This window comes from uncultured Lutibacter sp. (assembly GCF_947495725.1).
Taxonomy (GTDB): domain Bacteria; phylum Bacteroidota; class Bacteroidia; order Flavobacteriales; family Flavobacteriaceae; genus Lutibacter.
Genome location: NZ_CANLZZ010000002.1, coordinates 366,268 through 389,543, shown reverse-complemented (window position 1 = coordinate 389,543; position 23,276 = coordinate 366,268). Strand labels below are relative to the sequence as shown.

Below are 23,276 nucleotides of genomic sequence, written 5' to 3'. Positions count from 1 at the left end.
CATTTACGGAAAGATACAATTCTTTAAAACGCACGTTTTTAAAGGGATACAGCAATAAAAAAAGGAGAAGCCAAATTGGTTTCTCCTTTTTTTATTAAATATTATTCGTTAAATACTACTTTTTAAACTGGTCGTATTCAGGGTTTATTTTTGCGTTTTTAAAACGTGGTCTGTCTTTCCACATATCGTATGTAGCTTTTAATTGTGCTGAAGCTTCAGGATATTGACCTTTATCATCTGTTTCTTTTATCCAATTTTCTAAAAATTCTCTGTGTTCTTTTAGAACAGTAACATATTTTGGATTATTTGCCAAATTATTCATTTGATGTGGATCAGCTTTTAAATCGTAAAATTCTTCAGTAGGTCTAATTCCAAACCAATGCTTATCCTGATAAGGTGTTAATTTCCCTTCTTTATGCAATTTCTTTAAATCTGTTACTATAGGTTTTAAATCTCTATAACCAGCTTGCATCATTGGTCTTTCTGGGAAAAAATTTCTTATGTATCTGTAATCTTCAGAAACAACTGTTCTAATTCTATCAATAGTATAATCACATCGATCTCTTGCTCCAACTACATACTTTGATTCTTTATAATCTTCAGCAAATAAATCTTGTCCATCTAAATATTCAGGCATTTTTGCTCCACCCATCGCTAAAGTTGTAGCAGAAACATCTAATAAAGAAACTAAATCATTTCTTACGGTTCCTGCTTTCAAAGCTTTACTGTTTCCTTTTATCATTAATGGAACTAACATTCCTCCTTCATAACAAAATTGTTTATGACGCAAAGATGATGGGCTTCCGTGATCTGAAAAGAAAAATATAATGGTGTTTTCTAATTCTCCATCTGCCTTCAATTGGTCTAAAATATGTTCAAAAGTAACATCAGAACCTCTGTTTGCATTGTAATGCTCTGTCCAAGCTTTTCGTTGCGATGGAATATTTGGAAAATACGGTGGTAAAGGAACATCATTAACTGCTAATTTTTCTCCTTCACGCACATATTTAGCATCTTTTTTACCTCCCATAATTTGAACTTGTCCAAACCAAGGTTGATTTTTATCTGGTCTCGAATTCCAAACATAATCTTTAACAGTCATATAATCTATAGCCATATTACCTTGCCAGCCATTCATACCTGCAACATAATCTTCTTTTGCACCTACATCGTACAATGCTTTTCTATCATAATTAAAGTTATAATCATCTTTTCCGCTGTTAAAAGTAAAATAACCCGCATCTTTCATTAACTCTGGAATGGTTTTCATTCCTTTTGGCAAATTAATATGTAATTCTTCAGGAACAACTTCTCCGTCTGTAAACCTGCTTGATCTATGGTTATGTGTTCCCGTAGTAGTTTGCATTTTACCTGTAATAAAAGCTGATCGTGCTGCAGAACAAACAGGTGCTGTTGAATACGCTCTTTTAAAAAGAACACCTTCATTTGCAAATTGATCAAATACAGGAGTGTGACCTATATTTATTGAATCTCCATAACACCCCATAAAAGGTGAAAGATCTTCGGCAATTACCCATAAAATATTTGGTTTTTTTTCAATAGTTTCTTTTTTTGCATTACTACTTCCACACGACAGCAGTAAACAACTTACAATAACAATATAGAATTTTTTATACATCTTGAATTTATTAATATACCAACAAAATTACCACTCCTACAACTCGAAATGTTGTTATAGGTAAAAAACTTGTCTTTTTTGGTTTAAAATTATTTTTTATGGCAATTTACAACCGATTTTATTTATAGAACTAATCATTTTATTCTTTAACTAACACAAAAAATTCATAAAAAATATGTAATAATTTTAATTGAAGATCTGTATATTTTAATTTAGGTTCGGCAATTTTATTCTAAATATATCCAACCAATTTCAACTTGCAAATCTTCTTTTTGGATAGTTTCACCTTTATTTATAGTTAACTGAACCGCTTCTACCTGATTGATATCAAATTTATTTTTAGTTTTAGATTCAATCTCATATACTTGAAATTTTGGATATGGTCTTGGTAATAAAATACTTTTTTCTTTTTTAAAATCAGCTAACAATACTGAAGCAACACTAAGCTCTTTACTCTGTTTAATTTCCTTACCAAAAACATCTCCATTTTTCATTAATAATTGAACTTTTATAATGGATTCTTTAGGGAAGCTTGTTTTTCCAAAAATTGAGAGTTTTGTTTTACTAGAAAAATCTGGTTGTCTGAATTTAATTTTATCATTACAATAAAATCGAAAAGAATACTCATCATTAAATTTATTCGCTTTTAATAATGGAATTCTTAAAACTGTTTTATTTGGAATTGTACTTGGAAAAATATTTAAATCATCTTTTCTATTCATTTTTACAGTTTCTTCCCAATCTAAAGACGCATCAAACAAATAAATTGGATTACTAGCTTCAACTACTCTGGTTCTATATGGTTTAGTTTCACTCAAACTCATATCGTCACTATAAATTCTTCTATCTAACAAATAAGCGTCTTTTTTACCAACCGGATAACTAAAAAAGTCATCGCCAATTCTATAACTAATGTGATATCTCAGCATTGCAGATTTGCTAGTATATTTGTCAGGAATAATAGCTTCATAATTATAAGAATCTATTTTTTTCATAGGAAATACTGTTCCTCCTCCTTTTTTCAACAGAATAACCTCAACTTGTTCTATATTTTTTTCCGAAATTATTTTAGCAGACAGTTTTAATGCTGTTTTTGTTGAAATTTCCTCAATAGGTTTATGTAACAAATAAGCCTGTTTTGGTTTTATAGTTGGCATATAAAATTCATTCAACTTCATATTCTGGAATGAATCTGTTGCTTTCCAAGCTTTATGTTCACCTTGCTTACTTAACATATAAACACCAGGTTTTATACGAAAATAAGTCCCGTCAGCATTTAGTTTTATTGAATTACCCTTATTAATACCTTCAACAGAAAAACCATTTGCTAAATCTGGAAGTTTAATATCAATTTCTTGTTCTTTTGAAAGAACTACGGCAACTTCACCGTGTGTATACGGAACAAAGAATGGATCTTTTACCCAATGTGCATCGGGTAGAATTTCTAATCTCCACAAACCGGTATCTATTTTATCTAAAAAATAAGCGCCCGTTCCTGAATATTGAACAATTGATGAATTTCCTGTTCCTGCAATTTTTTCTAACGCACTAGGGTTTTTAGGTGTTGTTTTTGTTGAATTACTGTATAAAAACTTTTTGTTGGTTAGCATTTCTGCCAAATTATCTTCATAACTTAATTTAAACGACTCGAACTTGTTATTTTTAGGAAATCGCCCATAACTTTTGTTTAATGGCACTGAATGAAAAACCTCAGAAGCAATCATTAACCCAATTGCTTTTTTAGGTGTATAAACCAAATTTAAAAAGTGTGTTTTGTATTCAACATTTGCGTGTGCTTGGTGTAATGGATCATAAGAAAAATGTGCTGCAAATTGAAAGCCTGCTTCTCTAAAACTTCGTGCCATTGCCGGATACATATATGCTCCTTTTGTATCTGACGGACTCCATTCATATACAAATTTTGGTCTTTTAGATTTTGTTAATTCATTCTGAAAAGGAACAACATATTGATCTACGTTTGGTAATAAATTTCCTTTTTGTTCGTGATTTGAGGTTAAACCTGTTGGATACCATTGAAAACTTCCACCATCAACTTTTGTTTCTAAAACATCATCTATAAAATCAACACAAGTTGTCATATTGTACATAAGAGGCTTGTCGCAACCTGTACTTCTAATAGCCCTGTACATTTTATTAATGTACTTTTTAACCAACTTAGCTCCTTTCCAATGCTTAGGCTCATTTACAATTTCAAAAGCAATAATATCTGGATCATCTTTATAAGCAACTCCTGTTAGCGGATTTACATGTGAAACAAATTGTTTTAAATAATTTTCTTGAGCCGAAAATGCTTTTTCATTTGAAAGACAACCAACTCCCATTCCGTATTTTTTAGTAAAACTCCCATCTATGGAAGTGCCTAAATACATTGGAGTAATGTACATTTTAATACCTCTTTCTTTCAATTTAAAAAGTAAATAATCAAACAATTCAAAATGTAGGTTGTATTTTAAATTACCTTGCTCATCAGCAATATAAGATTCCATAATATGAATCCTAAACCCATCAATTCCTAAGCGAGCCATATGATAAACATCTTCATCAATAGCTTTTTTATGATTATTGCCAATTAACGGAGCACGAGCATCCCAGTATGCAAATGGCACAGCATAATTGGTTCCAAAAACACAAACTTCTTCATTTGAATTTTTCCAACGCATTATTCCATCATTATCAACAAAAGTGGAAGATTGTGAAAATAATTCAGTAGTTAAAAATAATACAACTAGAATAAAGATTGTTTTTCTTATAAAAACCAACATAATTTATGTTTAAATTACTTTAAAGTGCTTCTTTTAATTCAATATTTAAAAACACAAACAAACCACAAGGCACGGCAATTGTAGCATTATCCTTATTGAATTTCACCTCTTCATTTGTTAATAGATAAATTTAATTTTTTTCTCCTTCTGGGTTACTTCTTAATTCCATTAATTGTTGATCTTTACCAACCAATTGTAGCTTTAACATTTTAATTTCTTCTTGAAGTTTTTTAATATTTGTAGGTAATTTCTCTTCCTTAACTTGTTCTATTGTTACTTTATCTTTATCAACTTTTTTAGAATTTGCAACATAATTTTCATCAAAAAGCATTTTCTGTTTTGAAGGTTTTGATTCTAAAGTAATTTCATCTGATTTTAATCCTTTTACATAAGCGCGAACCTTAATAACACCTGGTTTATTAGTAGCTCTTATTAAAGCTGTTGCAATACCAAAAGAAGATTTAACAGGATTACTCATATTTTGAATTCCTCCAATAACTTCTGCAGGACCTTTTACTTCAAAATAAACAGACTCTTCAGCAAGTACTTTTTTTGCTCCATTTAAGTCAACAATAGTAGCTCTAACAGGAACAAAATCAGATCCATCTGCCATTAACTTCAACCCTTCATCGGCTATACTTAATTGCAATTTTTCAGATCTCATAGCATAGGTTTTTACATCCTTTACAACTGATTTCCCATCAATAAATCCTTCAGAAATCATATATCTAATTGCACCTCTCTGATCTCCTTTTCTATGGCGAATTTTATCTAAGTAAAAAACATTTTTAAAAACAAATGGAGGATGCGGTAAACCATCATATTTTGAATCTGTTGATGGTTTCTGAATTCCATAATCTTTCCCCATCCAAGTCAGTTTTATTTCATCGCAATTGCTATAAATAATAACATCGCTGCCTGATAATTGGGTTAATTCATTTGTATTATAAATCATAGCACCAGTTTCAATACCATTCAATTTATAATCTGCCGAATTTTGACTTTTATACAAATAGTACGTATAACGAGGCAATCTCAATACATTTAAATGTCCTCCTAAAAATGGATCTGGATGGTAACCTCTTTGATGGTCAATACCAGCCCACATTGCGCCACCAATACGAACTTTATCTGTTTTAAATCTTTGCGATAATTGATGTGCTTGTCTTAAAGATTGATCGAGCATTGCTTTTTCTCCCCATTCACGTTTTACACGTACTATTGAATTTTGCGAATACCAATCGTCCACTTCATTACCATCTCCAAATTCTCTGTTAAACGAATTCACTGTTTTAGAATTCCCATGATAATACACATCCAACCCTCCTTTTTCAGCTTCTTCATAATCAGTAACTGTGTACATTCCTGGAAAAGAATATTCAGAATGTGCAGCCTTGTGCATATTATTCATTGCGTGATCTGGCTGCGAAGGTGTTTCGTTAATAGCGGTTTCCCACAATAAAATTGAAGGTCTGTTTCTATCTTTTCGAACTAAATTATGAGAATCTTCATATAAACGTTCTTCAAATATTTTTTCTTTAAAATTAAAAAAGTGCCAACCCGGATTTGCTGTTGTTGTTAACATTCCTAATTCATCACAAGCATCATAAAAAGCATCGTCTTGAGGGTAATGACCAACTCTAATTATATGACTACCGCCTTCGCGTAATAGTTTTACATCTCTATAATGACTTGAATTTGGAACGGCGTTACCAACATACGCATAATCTTGATGACGATTTACACCAACTAATTTTTTACCTATATATTTATTGTTTACAAACAATCCTTCAGCTCCTTTCATTTCAAACAATCGAATTCCAAAACGAGTTCTTGTTTGGTCTACAATTTTTCCGTTTACAATAACATCTGTTCTAATAAAATGCAAATATGGATCATCTGGATGCCATAAATGAACATTTTCTACTTTTAAATCTTTTGATAATTGTTTAGATTTTCCTGCTTGCAATCTTACCGATTGTTGTGTTGATTTAATTTCTTTAATTTCTGAATTTTCTAAAACAGATTTAACTATTATAGTTTGTGTTTTATTCGAATTATTAGCAATCTCTGTTCTAATTCCTATTTTAGCATTGTTGCCATTTATTTCTTTTGTTCCAACAAAAACACCACCGCCAGCAACGGTTTTACTAAGCTCTGTAAGTGTAATATATATTGGCTTTGTTTGAATTAAATAAGTATCTCTGTAAATTCCGCCTAAATAACTAAAATCTAATCCACCTTGATGTTTACCTGGAGGGTACAATTTACTATCGCTATTATCAGCCATTACAGCTACAACATTCTTTCCTTTTTTCAATACTTTTGAAACGTCTGCAGCAAAAGGTAAATAACCTCCATAATGTTCGGCAACCAATTCTCCATTTACCCAAACTTTCGCAACTCCCATTACAGCTTCAAAATATAAAAATGTTTTTGAAAAAGTTGAATTTTCATTAACGGTAAATTCTTTTCTATACCAAGCCTTACCTTGATAATTTCTACCTCCACTTGCATTTTCTGGCAAAATTTCTAATCCGTGAGGTAAATTTGCTGCTTCCCAATTCGAATCGTTAAAATCTACTGTTTCTGCACCTTTAACATCACCTTTGTAAAAACGCCAACCAATATTAAAATTAAAAACCTTTCGTGGACTGTTTTCTACTTCGTAAAAACCTGCCGTAGAAAATTTTTGTTGTGCATTTGTTCTGTTTGAAATTATTGCAAATAACAATACAAATAATCCGAATTTTAAAAATTTCATATTTTTTTGTTCTCTTTTTTTATTTTAGAAATTGATTTAGAAAATATAAACCACATCGTTAATAATACAGCAACTGTTATTCCTATTGAATAAGAAAGTCCATAATTTAATTGAAATCCTTCTGGAGCAACCAATATATAAGTAGTTACAACTGCGGTCATAAAAGCTGCAGGAATTAAAATAAACCAAGCTTTTTTACCTTGTTTTTTCATATAAACTGCTGCTGCCCAAAGTACAATGGTTGCTAACATTTGGTTAGACCACCCAAAATATCTCCAAATAATAGCAAAGTTGATTTGAGTTAATGCTAAACCTATTAAAAATATAGGAATGGTAACCATTAATCTTTTTACTAAACTACTTTGATTGATATTAAAAGAATCTGCAATAGTTAAACGCGCACTTCTAAAAGCTGTATCTCCTGAAGTAATTGGAGCTGCAACCACACCAAAAATTGCTAAAATCCCACCTATTTTACCAAGCATTGTGTTACAAATAATGTTTACAACCCAAGCCGCATTATGACCTTCTTCTGCCATTGTTGCGCCTAACTCTCTAACGCCTCCAAAAAATGCCATTGCAACAGCTGCCCAAATTAAAGCTACAATACCTTCTGTAATCATTGCTCCAAAGAATATTTTTTTACCGTGAGCCTCGTTTGAAATACAACGCGCCATTAATGGGGATTGTGTTGCGTGAAACCCAGAAATTGCACCACAAGCAATAGTAATAAACAACATTGGAAATATTGGATATTTATCTGGATTGCTATGCATATTAATTAAATTCTCTGGAGTTAATTCTGGAATTGTATAACCTTGAAACATTACAGCAATAAATAACCCAACTGCCATTATTAATAATGATAATCCAAAAATTGGATATATTTTACCTATCAATTTATCAATAGGTATCATAGTAGCTAATAAATAGTAAACAAAAATTATTGCTATTAAAATGGTAACACTTACACCTGTTAATTCTTGTAAAATTGTTGCTGGGCCTTTAACAAAAACTACTCCAACTAAAATTAGTAATACTACTGCGAAAACTCGCATAAAATGCTTTACTCCATTTCCTAAATATGTCCCCACAATTTCTGGAATACTTTCACCATCGTGTCTAATTGACAACATTCCTGAAAAATAATCGTGCACCGAACCTGCAAAAATACATCCAAAAACGATCCAAATAAAAGCAACTGGTCCCCAAAGTGCCCCAGCTATTGCTCCAAATATTGGTCCTAGTCCTGCAATATTTAAAAATTGAATTAAAAATATTTTTCGAAGTTTTAATGGTACATAATCTACACCATCTTCTTTAGTAATTGCCGGAGTTTTTCTGTTTATATCTATTTCAAATTTACGTTCTACATAGGTTCCATATATAAAATAGCCTGCAATTAGCACTCCTATACAAATTAAAAAAGTAATCATAATTCAGTTAGTTTCGTTTATAGTTGATCTTCGTTTTCAGCATAAAACAAGGCTAGTTTTCGCTGCTGTTCGTCAGACAAATTTTTATCTTTTAAAAACCAATAAACACTTCTGGCAATTAATAAATCTTTGCCTAATAATGGAATGGTATGTTTTATTACTTCTTGAGAATTAGAATTTTTAGCTTTCATTAATCTCAAAAAAATAGAAATTTCTTGGTATGTTTTTAATGATAAAACCTCTTTACTTAAACCATCTAAATATTTTGAAGAAACACTTCTTTTGCTATTTAAAAGAGAATTTAAAGCCGTTATTTTTTGTTTTTCATTTCCTTTTAAAAATAGTTTTTCAATAGCTTGAAAGTATTTTTTATCAGAAGCGTTGTTAAAATACTTGAAAGTACTTCTTAATAAATTATCATTTTTTGAAGTTTCGTTAATAACCGCATCAACAAGGATCTTTTTGTAGTTTTTTGTTTCTAACAATTGCTCAATTGCAAACAATTGCTCTTTTTCTTTTGTTGAAGTTATGTAGTTTTTAAAATCCTGTTTTTTTAATGATTTGCCTGTAAAATTTCTAATAATAATTTCAATATCACCGTGTGCCCAATGCCAGAGTGTAAAACAAGTTAAAGCAGCTCCAGGCACTGTATCTTCTTCATCTAACTCCAATGCTGTGGCACCAGAAACAGCATCAACATCGTTATGCGTTTCATCTGCAACAGTTAAAATTTCATCAATTCTTACATTTTTAAATGGCGAATCTAAATCTGAAAGTATGCTTTGTAATTTTACATAATCTTGTTTTTCAAAAAGATCAGCTTCGTACTTTTCAAGGGTTACACCCTTATCTAGCTCATACTTTTGATATTCACCAAGATTATTCCAAAAAATACGAACAGGTACAACTTTACAAACACTTTTTACACAAATAACAGACTCTACATTCATATAGAATTCAACGGCCATTCCTTTTTTATTTCTAACCTCAACAAGTGTAGATTGCTCCAACCCGTTATCCTCATTTCCTGGATGACCAACGGTTATTTCGTGTTCTATTTTTCTAAATTCAGAAGAATAACTATCCTCTCCAATTTGGAAAAACACCCAAACTGGAAAGAATAGCACTATAAGAATTTTATTAAAATTCATATATTAATTAGTAACAACGTATTTCAAACATTTTTATACTTTCTGCTCCGTGAGTTTCTTTTAATTTAACACGCACCGCGGTAGTTTTAACTTCATTGAAATTAACTTTAACCAATCGTGTTTTATTATAATCTACTTTTCCAACTTCAACCCAATCACCTTTAACTCTAGCTTCAACACTTAAATTTTTAATTAATTCAGGAGGAATTCCTATAATTTGCCCTTTGTTTTTTTCAGGGTTTTTATGCATCATCATTTTACGCTGTAAGTTTGTATCAAACTTCATTTCAACGCTTGTTAATTTTTGAGGCTTGTTCCATTCTAACTGTAACTCTTCATTTAAACCTTCAGATTGCCAATGGTGAATTTTCTCAATTTCATCACGCGACACACCGTCTAACAATAATTTAGCATCTCCAGATGCTGTTGATGAGGCAAAAATAGTAGCTGCTTTTTTAGCTTTGTCTTTTGGATCATTTGCTGGTCGGTTTGGGAAATATGAATCATCACGCAGTAGTTGCTCTTGCAATTCATTCATATTATTTTGATATAATCCTCTTGGATTTACCCCTTTTTCAGCACACATTGCCGCGGCTGTTCCTGCTGCTTGTCCCATCATAGAGCAAGTACCAATAATTCTTGTTGAAGACAACGCCATATGCGTAACACTTACATTTCTTCCGGCAAATAATAAGTTTGAAATATTTTTAGAATATAAACATCTAAAAGGTACTTGGTATACTTCTTTAAATCTTGAATGAAAATAACTAGCTGGTTCTTTTAGGTTTTCAATACCTCCTGGGCAATGTTCATCTAAACTCCAACCACCAAAGGCAATTGCATCATCAAATTGAGTGTTCCCCAATAAATCGCCTTCTTTTAAAATATAATCTCCCATAAATCTGCGAGACTCTCTACGTCCTGGAATAGAACCAATCCAATCTAACGCAATATTTTCTGCTTCAGGGAAATTTCCTGAATTTTTAATATGATCCCAAACTCCATAAAAATGAGCCATTAATCTATGACGAATTTCATCTCTCTCACCAATAATATCAACATCGCTACTTAATTCAACCCACCAAAAACCTTCTTTTACTTGCTTCACTTTTCTGTGTTTGTCTTTAAAAGCGGTTTCAGCATCAAACGGAATAGCATATTCTGGAGGATAAAAAGGTACAGGTTTACCCATATCTTTGGTTATCATCATAAAACAATCTCCCATTACCCAACCATCTGGTTCGTCTGGAGCATATTTCTCGTTAAATTCAGCTTTTCCTTCACGCCCCATTCTAAATTCCGCTCCTGCTGAAGCTGCCATAAATCCGTCTCCAGAACAATCGCAAAACATAGCTGCGTTTATGGTAAAATCTGTTTCAGTTGTTAATTGTCTACAAACAACAGACTTTATTTTATCATCATTCATTTCGACACTTATTGCCGACGTATTTAACAATAAGGTTAAATTTTTTTCACGAACCACATAATTATACAAAACGTGATCCCAAACTGGGTAAGATTCTTGTGGGTTATAATGCCAATTTTCAATTAAAAGTTCTTCAACTATACCTGTTTCACGTTCAACTTTGTGTTTATTACTTAAACTTTGAACTCCATTAACCGTAACCCTCATTTCACTAGATGCATTACCTCCTAAAACTGGTCTATCTTGCACTAAAACTACTTTTGCTCCATTTCTAGCTGCAGAAACAGCTGCCGAAATCCCAGACATTCCACCACCAATAACTGCAACATCTACATTTAATATTTTCCTTCTAATTGGATCTCCTTTAATTCCTTCTACACCTTCATTCCAATTAAATAATCTTTTATCTGAACTACTTGAAGTTTGTGCAGTAATATCTCCCATAATTGGAAATAATCCTGCTGCTAATGCTCCTTTTGCTCCTGTTTTAAAAAAGTTTCTACGTTTCATTTTTAGGTTTTAAATTTCGATTTTATAAAAATCATCAATTATTTTATTACAATGTTGTATTTAAGTAAAATAAATGTATTTCTCAGTCCAAATATCGAAGATTTAAAGGGTGAATACCTAAAAACTAGCATTACAAAAACTTAACAATATAGCCTAAACCCTCTGTTTTATGTGTTATTTCAATTGAACACTACTTAAAATAAAATATAATCCATAGACTGGAATTTGCTAAAAACTATTGAAATATTAGCCAGTTAGTTTTTTTTACGCTCTGCATTAACAATTTTTTTCATATGTTTATCGAAAGCTTTCCCATCAAATGGAACAACTACAATTTTACTTGCATGATTATCGCTTCCTCTATCTTTTCCTTTATGTACATCAATTACTGAAAAAATAAAATGTGTAACATGTCCATTTTCTACATATGCAGTTGGTCTTTCTATAAACTGCCAATCGTTAATAATGCCATTGGTATATTTAAATATTTTAGATTCTTCTTTTTTAAAAGCAATTCCTCTATATTTCCAATCAGAGATTCCATCCATTGAAGAAAAATGATGAGACGTTTTGGTTGGCCAATGATTATAAACAATATGATACATTCCTCCACTAAACCATATTGTTGGGTCTTCATTTTTTGTTTGAGGTAATTCGGGGTAATTTTTGTAAATGCGATCTCCCATTATTTTATAGGGGCCTAATATTCCATTTTTGCTTAACATTGGAGCTGTAGACCTACCAATAATCATATAGTCGCCATCTGGTCTTAATAATATTTTTACATTAGACATATGTCCATAGGATTTCTGATCCTTATTTTGATACCTGGCTAACCCTTCATTAAAACCGTTTAAATCAACCTTAATTTTGCCTAATAATTTAAAAGGGCCATCAGGTAAATCCGACACAAAAACCTCTCCTTCTGTTATTTCACTGGTAACAACTGCATATCTTCCATCGTGCATTCTTAGTCCAATAACATTATGCCCCATACCTTCTTTCCAGTTAGGATATATTAAACCTTTATCTACATAAGGTCCCATAATACTATTGCTAACTGCGTGCATTGCTTTTGAGCCTAAATGCCAACCTTCGCTATGCGACATTTTTTGATCCCAACGACTTGCGTACATATGATATTTACCATCATCACTTTTTACAATACGACCATCCCAATAGCAAAATTCTTTAAGTTGTGAGTCTTCTAATCCATTTGCCGTATCTCGTGGAATAACTACTTTATCGCCCCAAATTTCTTTTGAAACCAAATTCGATTGCGGAGTTATAGGCAAAAAAAAGTCTACCAACGATTTTTTAGATTGTGAAAAAATCGTTGGTGAAATAAATAATAAAACAAATAATACTTTTTTATAACCTTTTAATTTTTCTTGTAGCATATTCAAAAAAATTATTCTGTAATATAAGGTCTATTCATTTTTAAACCAGGCTCTTCAAATTTTTTCATTTGAACAAATAGTTCTTTTTGCATTTTTGAAGCAATTTCTTTGTATTGTGGATTATTATAAAAATTAATCAACTCATTTGGGTCTTTTTCTAAGTCAAATAAATAAGGTTTTTCATTTTTATCAAGAACTAATTTATACCTATCACTTACAGCAGAAACCCACCATCCACCATTTTTGGCAAAATAAGTTATTCTATCACTTGTAATATCTTTTTTAGAATTTAAAAAATCTTCTGAAGTGTCTAAACCATGAAATTTCGCCTTATTATCAACACCCATTAAAGATAAAATTGTTGGAGCGAAATCTACATTTGTATATGCTGTATTTATAACTTTTCCTGCTTTAATTTTATTTGGGTAACGAATTACAAATGGAATTTTTGCTGAAGCTTCATAAGGCACTCCTTTGTTTCTGCGATTATGCTCAAAAAACATATCTCCGTGATCTGATGTAAAAATTATAATTGTGTTTTCGACCAAATTGTTTTCTTCTAAAAACGTTAAGATTCTACCAACACTATCATCAATATGTTTTACCATTCCAAAGTATTGACGTAAAGCTCCAACATCAAATCCAGAACCTTCATTTTTATCTTTCTTATTTCCTTTTGCCCAACTTGGCTTAACTGCTGTAAATTTTGGATCCATTGTTATTGGCGCTTTTACATCCATATCCTTATACATTGTATTGTATGGTGGCTTTGCATAATCTGGTGTATGCGGATCTGGAATTGAAAGCATTAGCGCAAATGGTTTGTTTTTATCACGCTCTAAAATTTCTAAAGTTTTATCTGTAAAATAATCTGTTAAATGAATTACTTCTTCTTTTGATAATTTTGAAGCTTCTCTATCTCCAATACCTCTAATTTTTCCGTCTTTAATATGAAAATAAGGAGCGTGTCCACCTCTCATCATATAACGGTTATCTTCAAATCCTGCTTTATACTCAATTCCAAATGTATATTTTTCGTGACCTGCTAAATGCCATTTACCAACATAAGAAGTTGCATATCCCTCATCTCTTAAGATAGTTGCGAATGTTGGAATATCTTCACGAATATGCATTCCATTTTTTGGCGCTCCAGTTACTTGTGGATGCAATCCTGTAACCAATGATGCTCTTGATGGAGTACATACTGGAGACGAAGCATAATAACTTGTACAAATTGCTCCTTCAGTTGCAATCTTATCAATATTTGGTGTGTTTACGTTGTTTCCTTTTCCCCAAACAAAAGCCTGATCTTCAGCCATAATATTTTGATAACAACTTAGTGTTCTAAAGTTATGCTCGTCTGTATGAATGATAACTAGATTTGGTTTATCTGTTCTATTATTAGACTTTTTTTGAGCTATACAACTTGAACTAATTAATAAGGAAGTAATTGCTATTAGATATGATATTTTTGATTTCATTTATTAAATATTAAATTTAGTTTTAAGGTAATTTAGCATAGCCAAACAAGAGATTATTTGCATTTGTTTTGCCTAATAGTTTTATTTTATAGTCTCCATCGGTAATTCCTAAATTTCTTACCTCAAAAACAATTATTAAATCTTTTTCTGATACTTTGGTGTTTATTACTTTTGATCCTCTTCCTCTATTAACTTCAAAAGAAGAACCTAATCGCAAAGAATTTAAATCAATATCTGTAATTGCATTAAATCCGTCTTCGGAAATGACTTTTATTTCTATATTTTTTGAACTTTCTACTTTCTCTTTATTAAGAACGAATATCCTTTTTGGAATTTCTAATGGAAGCACTATGTTTTTTGAGCTATGATTATCATTTGCTAAATCATAATTTTTTAAAGTATCAATAGCAGCAAAATTTATATGAGTAGCTCTACCGTATATGTCCTGCCTAATTTTTGGTCGTTCCAACTTCCACCAGTTGCCAAGATCACTGGCTAGCTCATTAATAATTTTTGGATTATAAGCGAAACCATCTTCATAGATCCAATTATGTATCCCATCTTTTGAAGTTAAGTGATACGCTTTTCTACCAAAAGCATCATTTATTAATAAGTTGTATTGAACCTCATCTTTCCAAATTACAGGATCTTCCTCATGGGTGTCTTTTGTTCTTCTAAAAGCAGGCTTAACATTTAACTCTTTAAAATGCTCATTTGCTTTTTCACTTACAAACAAATAACCTTCCTTATTCATCATCAAAACGCTCCCGTTTTCTCTTACAATATAGGTTCTATTTGTTGGATTTTGTTTTTTATCTAAAAAATTAAAAGTGGTTTCTATTTGAGTCCAAGGTCCTTCTAGATTTGGAGCAGAATAAGCCTTATTTCCCATTACTCCAATAATATAAGAACCATCTTTTAATCTATAAATCTCAGGATTGTGTCCTTTACCTATAACCTCAATTACTTTAAAAGGCCCCATCGGATTATCACTTACGGCATGAGCCACTTCGGAATCCCACCATAAGTTATGTCCGCTTTTTCCATTTGGCCTTGAAATATCTTCTCGCCAACGAGCAACAAAAAGATGCTCCTTATTGTCGTCCCCACGAATTATATTTCCTCCCCAATAGGAATAATCCACATCTTCAATTCCATTTTTAACATCTCTTGGAACAACGTTTTTAGCACCCCATACGTTTGAAACCAAATTATCACCTTTTACAGGTTTTATACGATCCATAAAAGATGCCCCATAAACCAGAGAATCATTTCGAACTTCTTGAGCTGAACCCAAATAAACCATCAAGGAAAATAAAAAAAATAGTTTCGTGAATCTCATTTTTTTTAAAATTTTAATATCGAATTTGGTGGTAATGGCACTTTATTTATCTTTCTCCATTCAACCAATTCGGTTAACATATTTTTTGTTATTTCTACTTCTTTTTCAGCTAAATTATCACTCTCTGCAACATCTGTTTTTAAATTATACAATTCTAGTTTTCCATCGGCTAAAAATTGAATTAACTTAAAATCACCTTTTCTAATTACAGAACATGTACCGTGTTTCCATTGGCTATTTAATTGCCAAAACAATGGTCTTTCTTGAAATAATTTAGAATCTTCTCTAAATAATTCTGTTACCGAATTCCCATCTAAAACACCTTTAAAATCTTCAATCCCAGCAACATCCATTAATGTTGGAAAAATATCTAAGCAGGTAACAGCTGCATCACTGTTTCTTGGAGTTATATTATTAGGCCAGTTAATTAACATTGGCACTTTTATTCCTCCTTCGTAAATATAACCTTTAGAACCTCTTAGCAATTTATTGGCACTAGTATTTCCATTATAACCATTATCTGAAGTAACTATAATTATAGTATTTTCTCTAAGTCCATTTTCTTCTAAATAATCAACTACACGACCAATATTATCATCTACAGATTCTACCATAGAAGCATAACCTGCAACCTTTTCTTTTATGTTCTGATTTGGAGTAATTCCTTGTCCTGTAATTGAATCAACAGGTTTTGTTAAGTACTTTTGAAGTAGCTCTTCACTTCTTGCTCTAATTGGGCGATGTACGGCATAATAATTTAAATTAATCAAAAAGGGTTCGTCTTTATGTTCTCCTATAAATTCAATTGCATCATCCGTTAACCTATCCGTTAACCATTTATCTGTTGATTTTTGTTCTATAAACGGATTGCTAAATGGTGCCCAATAACCACCACCTACGCTTTTATAACCATTAACTTCCAATGCAGGATCTCCTCTATAAGTTCCTCCTACATTTTTTATGAAACCTCTTCCTTCTGGATAATATTGCTGCACTTCAGGTGTTTTATGAATCTTAGCCCACTCATATACGCCTGGATCTGGTTGTGTTAATTTTTGCTTTATTGGAAACTCCATTTTTAATTCCTCTTTTGGATAAGGACCAACAATATGCCATTTACCTAAATGAATAGATTTGTATCCAGCTTCGGCCAATGGCTCGGCATAAATTGGGTGTTCCTTACCAACTGTCCAACGTGAGAAAATATTTTCTTGATCAGTTCCCTTTTCTAAAACAGGAACCGTATAAACTCCAGTTCTAAAAGATTGTTTTCCTGTAAAAATTGCTGTTCGAGAAGGAGAACAAGTTGGATACATATATGCATTATTTAACACTAAACTTTTTTTAGCTAAAGCATCTAAATTTGGTGTTTCAAAATACTTTGACCCATTAAAACCAACATCTGCATAGCCTAAATCATCAACTAAAACAAAAACAATATTTGGTTTTTTAGTTATCTCTTTGGAAGTTATTTCCGAATTTTTACAAGATATTAATTGCATTAAAATAACTACTAACGCAAATAACTTTAATTGATTAATTTTCATAATTATTTAAACTTCGATATTTCAACAAAAAACACTTCATTTGGTTTTAATGTTGGATTATTACTAACTTTTATTCCATTAATTAAATCTTTACAAATTATATCACTTGTATTATTTAATTCAATTTTTAGTGTTGTTTCCTTTTTCCCTAAATTAACTGCAGAAAGCACATAGTTTCCTTTACTATTTTTAACTACTTTCCAAGTGCACACTTTTACTCCTAACTCATTAGTTTCAGATATAGTAATTTCGGGCAATAAATTTTTATCTTTTAAAATTGAAAGGGCATTACTTTTTATTTGAGAAACACTATTTAATTTTATCAATTGACCTTTACTCTCCCTCAATTCTGTCAATGGTTTTCCATATTCATTTTTCTTTAAACTGATTTCATCAACAAGAACAATTCCACCATTATTTAAATAATTTTGAATTGCTTTTAATTCTAAACGAGTAACAAATGGTGTTTTGTAAATTAACACTACATCCCATTTATTATTATCTTGTTTGTTAATAATATCTTTTGAAACAAATCCTAACGGTGTACCTTCAAAATTTAAGGTTTCATACAAATGATAGATATCATCCATATGTTTTTCTTTATTTATTGCGGAAGTTTTTGAATAAAACAAGCGCAATGGTTTTCTTTGGCGTTGCATTGCCATTATTTCCTCAGAATAGGTATTTAAATCTATAATAGTAGTTGCAACTTCATTGGTAATTCTTGGTTGCTGATTGTTTGAACCTGCATAACCTTTCCCTGCTTTATTAGGAACAGAGCCATCATCTTTTCTTGGCCAGTACCAAATTTGACTCGCGGTCATACCATAGGTGTGCGCCAACCAAAATGTTGCTCTAGCATATGCTGGTTCCAAATCTAAATTTCTCGATCTTCCTGTAGATAAGTAATGTAATTCTGAATTAAAATTTATTTTATTTGGACTTACAGATTTCATAAAATCGTATCCCATACATAATTCTCTCCACTCAAAACCATAGTGTTTTTCCCATTCATACTCTGGCCCCCACATTCTAGTGTGTTCTGCTCCAGAATCATTACCAATAATACCACTCATTTCAGTAAGTGTTTCTAAATCTATACCGTGAACACGTTGATTCTCGGTCCAAAGATTAGGCATAATTTTTAAATGAACTTTAGCTTCAGCATCGTGTTTTACAATCTCAGATTTTAAAAATTTATACCACTCCGTAACTCTATACATATTGAATACAGACCAATCGTACCATTTTGGAGTTCCACGTAAACTTGTATCAATTGGGATTTCAATTGTTACATCTTCAAAACTTGTGAAATTCGTTTCCCATAGTGTGTTTAATTCTTCAATAGAATTGTGTTTGTTTTTTAGCCAAACTCTAAATTTCTCAATTGTATATTTGGAAACTGGCCCAGATGCCCAAGCCAATTTTTCTCCAGTTTTTTGGGTATAAAAATGAGGCTCGTTACACAACATATATCCTAACTGAGAATATTTTTTTCCGGCCATATGGGGAACAACTGCGCTCAATAATTTTTGTTGAATAGCTCTCGCTCCAGGATTATCAATATCGTATGCCGTATATGTATCTTCTCGCATACTAAAGTTGGGACCATATTTTTCTTTAGACCAATTTGGAACACCTTTATGATTCATAAAAATAAAACCTAATGAACCAGTTGATTTAGAACTTAACTCATTCATTCTTTTAGAATTGATAGTGCCATTTTCTTTTACTACAAAAGAAGGGGTTAGAAAGAAACCATCCTGATTTCCATGATACTCAGTTAATTTTTCAACTTTTGGCTTCCAAGTATAATCTGCCAAAAAAACTGGTCTATTTTTATAGGTAAGTTGATCTCCTTCAACTTCTACTTTTGTCCAATCTACATGAGGAGCAGATTTTCTAAACACTTTTTTATTTAGCAATAATTGAAGATAATCTATAGCTTCATTAAGCATAAGAATTAAATCCTTTCGTTCAAAATCAGCTAAATTTGAAGCCATATCATTGGCATTCTCTTGGTATCTTTTTACTTTTTTAAAATAGTCTTCATTAATATCAACGTTCTTTTCATCCCATTCTGCAAATTCTAAAAATATTTCAGCAGTTCTTAAAGTTGTTTTTTCTTTTAAAACATCAATCCCTTTTTTCTCTGCTTTTTTAACTAGGTTCTCAAGTTCTGTAATCTTATCTTTTGCTTGCTTATCTAGTGATTGAGCATGTACAACAATGGAGGTTAATAAAAAGGTTAGTACAAATCCTTTTTTTAAAGTATTAAATAATATCATAATTAATTTGAAGATATGTTTCTTAATCTCAAATTAACTTTAAAATTTAAAAAGTTTTGTTTTTAGAGGTTCATAAAATGTATCTTGTAGTTAATTTCAAAAAAAAAAGAAGTATACAAACTGTATACTCCTTTTATTATTCATTTTATAATTCTATTTAAAAACCAGCTATTTTTCTAATTTTATTTGGAAACTTTTTAATTGGTCTAATATAAATATCTCTAGCATAACACTCTGCGCCTTCAGATTGAATTTGAATTTGACCTTTATTTAATTTTTTTCCTTCATGTGTAATAGCATCTTTTAAAGCCAAAACAACTTGTCCGTTTACCATGTGAATGGCCTTATCCTCAATTACAAATAAATCTATTCTAGTCCATTCTCCATATGGACTTTCTGCATCTACAGATCTTTTTGCTGTTTTTGATATTTTTGTTCCGTTAGGATCCCAATGGTTTGTTTCATCTGCTGAAACTTTTGATTTCGTTCCAGCCAAACAATACAAATCTCCCATATCTGTTTCTTGAATTTGTAATTCTAAACATCGTTTCCAAACATTCCAAAAAGCTCCGTGGTCTCCATAACAATGGTACAATAAACCACAATCTCTTTTTGCTTCTAACCGAGGCGCCCATTTTTTTTCTCCCCATTTAAACAACATGGTTAAATGATAGTTTTCAAATTCATTTTTTGAAGTTAAACCTGCATAAACTTCTCCCGAAATATTTAAAATAGGCTTCTCATTTTCGTCAATTGTAACTGTAAAAACTTTCATTTCGTTACTTAAACCAATAGCATCTATGGGCTTTCCATCTTTTGGAATAACATAATCTGACGGAAGGTTTTTAACTGACTTATCGGGAACACCTGTCCATATTTCCCAATTGGATAAATCTTTATCCAAAAGAGCTACCCAATCTTTAGATGGTTTTCTTTTTGTTGGCACCTTGGATTTGTTTTGAGAATAAACAGATAAGCTAGCCGTAACACATAGTATAATTACAAGCAATTGTTGGGTAAAATTCTTCATAATTTCTACTTATTTTTTAAGTTCGAATTTTCTACTAATTGATTTTTCGCTAGTTGGAAAATCACTAGGAATGGGCTGAGTTACTTTACCTGTTGCCACCCATTCAACACCTCTATTAAATGATGTAATAAAACCGACTCCTTCGAAGGAATAATCATCATGTCCAAGAGTGGTGTGAAAAATTCTTCCCTTACCATAATTCAACACCATTAATATTGGTTCGTGTCTATCTGATTTTACTGATGGATCTTTACCTGTAGCTAAAATTGTCATATTTTCTGCAGGACCTCGCAATTTTGCATAGCATTCATCTTTTGATGTTAACCAAACCTTTGGCATTCCTTTAGTTATTGGGTGTGGCTCTCTTAAAGTTAATGGAAATTCAACTTTTTTTCCATGTGATCCACATTTCCCTGGTGAATTATCTCTAACTCTTTTACCTTCTTCCGTATAATAAACATATGGCCCATGTTTTTCACTTCTGTCCCAACCTCCAAGACCTGTCATTTTATTATATTCTTTCCAAGAAGGGAAACAATTATCAGCAGCGTGCACAGAAACAAAACCTCCTCCATTTTCAACATATTTTTCAAATGCTATTTGTGTTTCTTTTGGCCAATCTGCTGCTCGCCATCCAAAATTTGAAACTACAACAGCATATTTTTCAAAATCTGGTTTAAAATTTGGATCTGTTTTTGCCTTACTTACAACTTCCTTTTCTCCAACTCCTGCCAAAGGTAAAAATGCAGCTTCTCTTTTTGATTTCCATAAAAAATTTGAACGTGCAACATCTACAGAAAATATTCCTGTTTCTTCTAAATATTGTTTCATCATAATAGTTGATTTTGGCCAAACATCATGGTTATTTTGTCCATCAACTATTAAAACTTTAATTTTATCTTTTACCGAAGTTGTGCTTTTCGAATTATTACAACCTAAAAAAGCTACTGTTATAATTAATACAACAGCAGCTTTTATTATCTTTTTTAATAATGACATATACTTTTTAAATTTTGATACCGCAAGATAAAACACTTTAGCTTTACTTACTACTTCAAAATACAATTATTGCAACTTTGACAACTATTCTTCCCAATCATCCGATCTAAAAGATGATGCAGGCAAACCAGCCGTATTAAATAACGAGCCATTAACCCAAGCATCCCAACCATAACGCACAGCAATAGGGTTTGGCACATTTTCACTCCAAACTTCCAATTTACCTTTAGTTATTTTAGTCTCAGCTAAATGAAAAATTTTATTTGCTCCTGCAACTTGGAAACCAGACATTTCTTTTCCAAAATTTGTAACACCATTTGGGGCATAATCGAACTCAATAGTGGCTTTGTTTTTATTAACCTTAAATGATTTATAAACTGGACCACTATATTGAATAGCTTCAAAACCATAATCTTTAGCCAATGCCCAAAGCGCTAGTCTCTCACCAACTTTTTGTTTTTCAGCCGGGTGAATACACTCTAACTCCCCAACATCTAAAGTAACTGCCATTCCGGTATTAGTCATTTTATTCATTGATTTAAGTTGAGATTCACGCAAATGCGCCTGACTTTCACCTCCCCATTTTAATGGCGCAATTTGAACAAAATAAAATGGAAAATCACCTTGATTCCATTCTTCTCGCCAACTGTTAACCATAGCAGGAAATAATTGAGCATATTGTTTAGCTCGTACTTTATTGGATTCACCTTGATACCATATTGCTCCTTTAATTGTATAAGGAATCAACGGAGCTATCATCCCGTTGTATAAACCATTTGGAAATTTTTGAGGTTGTGCCTCATTTTTATACCAATTATCAAAATTTGGAAATTCCTTATCTGTAATTTTTTTTGAAGTCCAAGCTTCTGCAGGAGTTCCACCCCAACTGCTGGCAATTAAACCAATTGGGACTTTTAATTTTTCCTGAAGCATTTTCCCAAAAAAATAAGCTGTAGCGCTAAATTCAGAAGCCGTCATTGGGCTGCAAATTTTCCACTCACCTTCTAAATCATTTTGAAGTGTTTTTGAAATTCTACGAGGAACTTCAAACAATCTAATTTGAGAATTCTCACTATTTAAAATTGCTAAATTACTACCGTTAATTGGTTGTCCCATAAAGCCTTTTAAAGGCATTTCCATGTTAGATTGTCCAGAACATAACCAAACTTCACCGACTAAAATATTAGAAAGTACAATTTCATTTCTTCCCTTTATAGTTAATTCAAAAGGTCCTCCAGCGCTCGATTCATCTAAAAAAACTTTCCAATACCCATCAATTACTTCAGCAGAATAAGATTTACTTTTAAAAATAACTTCAACTGATTTTTCTGAAACTGCCTTACCAAAAACTGCAATTGGCTGATTGCGCTGCAATACCATATTGCTTTTAAAAAGTCCATTTGGAGTAACTTGAGCAATGGCTAATTCAACAATAAACATTGCCAATAAAAGATGATAAATTCTCATAATGATAAATATA

General features: G+C 31.5%; 14 protein-coding genes. All 14 read right to left on the bottom strand.

Annotated features, from left to right (window positions below; translation table 11 throughout):
- Positions 1-115: 115 nt before the first annotated feature.
- The 14 genes from Q0776_RS05375 to Q0776_RS05310 all read right to left on the bottom strand — a co-directional run bounded on the left by Q0776_RS05375 (position 116) and on the right by Q0776_RS05310 (position 23,263).
- On the bottom strand, positions 116-1,639 hold the full coding sequence (locus tag Q0776_RS05375) for a sulfatase (protein WP_298365788.1): 1,524 nt from the start codon (positions 1,637-1,639) through the stop codon (positions 116-118).
- Positions 1,640-1,866: 227 nt separating this feature from the next.
- Positions 1,867-4,422, bottom strand: coding sequence for a cellulase family glycosylhydrolase (locus tag Q0776_RS05370; protein ID WP_298365787.1), 2,556 nt, complete (start codon positions 4,420-4,422; stop codon positions 1,867-1,869).
- Positions 4,423-4,552: 130 nt separating this feature from the next.
- Complete coding sequence (locus Q0776_RS05365; RefSeq protein WP_298365786.1) at positions 4,553-7,186, bottom strand: sugar-binding domain-containing protein; 2,634 nt, start codon at positions 7,184-7,186, stop codon at positions 4,553-4,555.
- Positions 7,183-8,622: a carbon starvation protein A gene (locus tag Q0776_RS05360; RefSeq protein WP_298365785.1), complete on the bottom strand. Its 1,440-nt coding sequence runs from the start codon at positions 8,620-8,622 to the stop codon at positions 7,183-7,185. Before Q0776_RS05360 ends, Q0776_RS05365 begins: the two co-directional genes overlap by 4 nt.
- A 17-nt stretch (positions 8,623-8,639) precedes the next feature.
- Positions 8,640-9,773: a hypothetical protein gene (locus tag Q0776_RS05355; RefSeq protein WP_298365784.1), complete on the bottom strand. Its 1,134-nt coding sequence runs from the start codon at positions 9,771-9,773 to the stop codon at positions 8,640-8,642.
- 7 nt (positions 9,774-9,780) lie between these two features.
- Positions 9,781-11,709, bottom strand: a complete 1,929-nt coding sequence (locus Q0776_RS05350; protein ID WP_298365782.1) for an FAD-dependent oxidoreductase — start codon at positions 11,707-11,709, stop codon at positions 9,781-9,783.
- A 254-nt stretch (positions 11,710-11,963) separates the two neighbouring features.
- Positions 11,964-13,109, bottom strand: coding sequence for a hypothetical protein (locus tag Q0776_RS05345; protein WP_298365780.1), 1,146 nt, complete (start codon positions 13,107-13,109; stop codon positions 11,964-11,966).
- 11 nt (positions 13,110-13,120) lie between these two features.
- Positions 13,121-14,590 carry a sulfatase gene (locus tag Q0776_RS05340; protein WP_298365779.1) on the bottom strand — a complete coding sequence of 490 codons (1,470 nt, stop codon included), beginning with the start codon at positions 14,588-14,590 and terminating at the stop codon, positions 13,121-13,123.
- Between the two features lie 22 nt (positions 14,591-14,612).
- Positions 14,613-15,932, bottom strand: a complete 1,320-nt coding sequence (locus tag Q0776_RS05335) for a glycoside hydrolase family protein (RefSeq protein ID WP_298365778.1) — start codon at positions 15,930-15,932, stop codon at positions 14,613-14,615.
- 5 nt (positions 15,933-15,937) lie between these two features.
- Complete coding sequence (locus Q0776_RS05330; RefSeq protein ID WP_298365777.1) at positions 15,938-17,479, bottom strand: sulfatase; 1,542 nt, start codon at positions 17,477-17,479, stop codon at positions 15,938-15,940.
- A 2-nt stretch (positions 17,480-17,481) separates the two neighbouring features.
- Positions 17,482-19,767 carry a beta-galactosidase gene (locus tag Q0776_RS05325; RefSeq protein WP_298365776.1) on the bottom strand — a complete coding sequence of 762 codons (2,286 nt, stop codon included), beginning with the start codon at positions 19,765-19,767 and terminating at the stop codon, positions 17,482-17,484.
- A gap of 157 nt (positions 19,768-19,924) precedes the next feature.
- A complete protein-coding gene (locus tag Q0776_RS05320; protein ID WP_298365775.1) occupies positions 19,925-20,797 on the bottom strand; it encodes a DUF1080 domain-containing protein in 873 nt (290 codons plus the stop codon).
- 9 nt (positions 20,798-20,806) lie between these two features.
- Positions 20,807-21,796: a ThuA domain-containing protein gene (locus Q0776_RS05315; protein WP_298365774.1), complete on the bottom strand. Its 990-nt coding sequence runs from the start codon at positions 21,794-21,796 to the stop codon at positions 20,807-20,809.
- Between the two features lie 84 nt (positions 21,797-21,880).
- Entirely contained in the window at positions 21,881-23,263 is a 1,383-nt protein-coding gene (locus Q0776_RS05310) for a sialate O-acetylesterase (protein ID WP_298365773.1), read from the bottom strand.
- Positions 23,264-23,276: the final 13 nt, after the last annotated feature.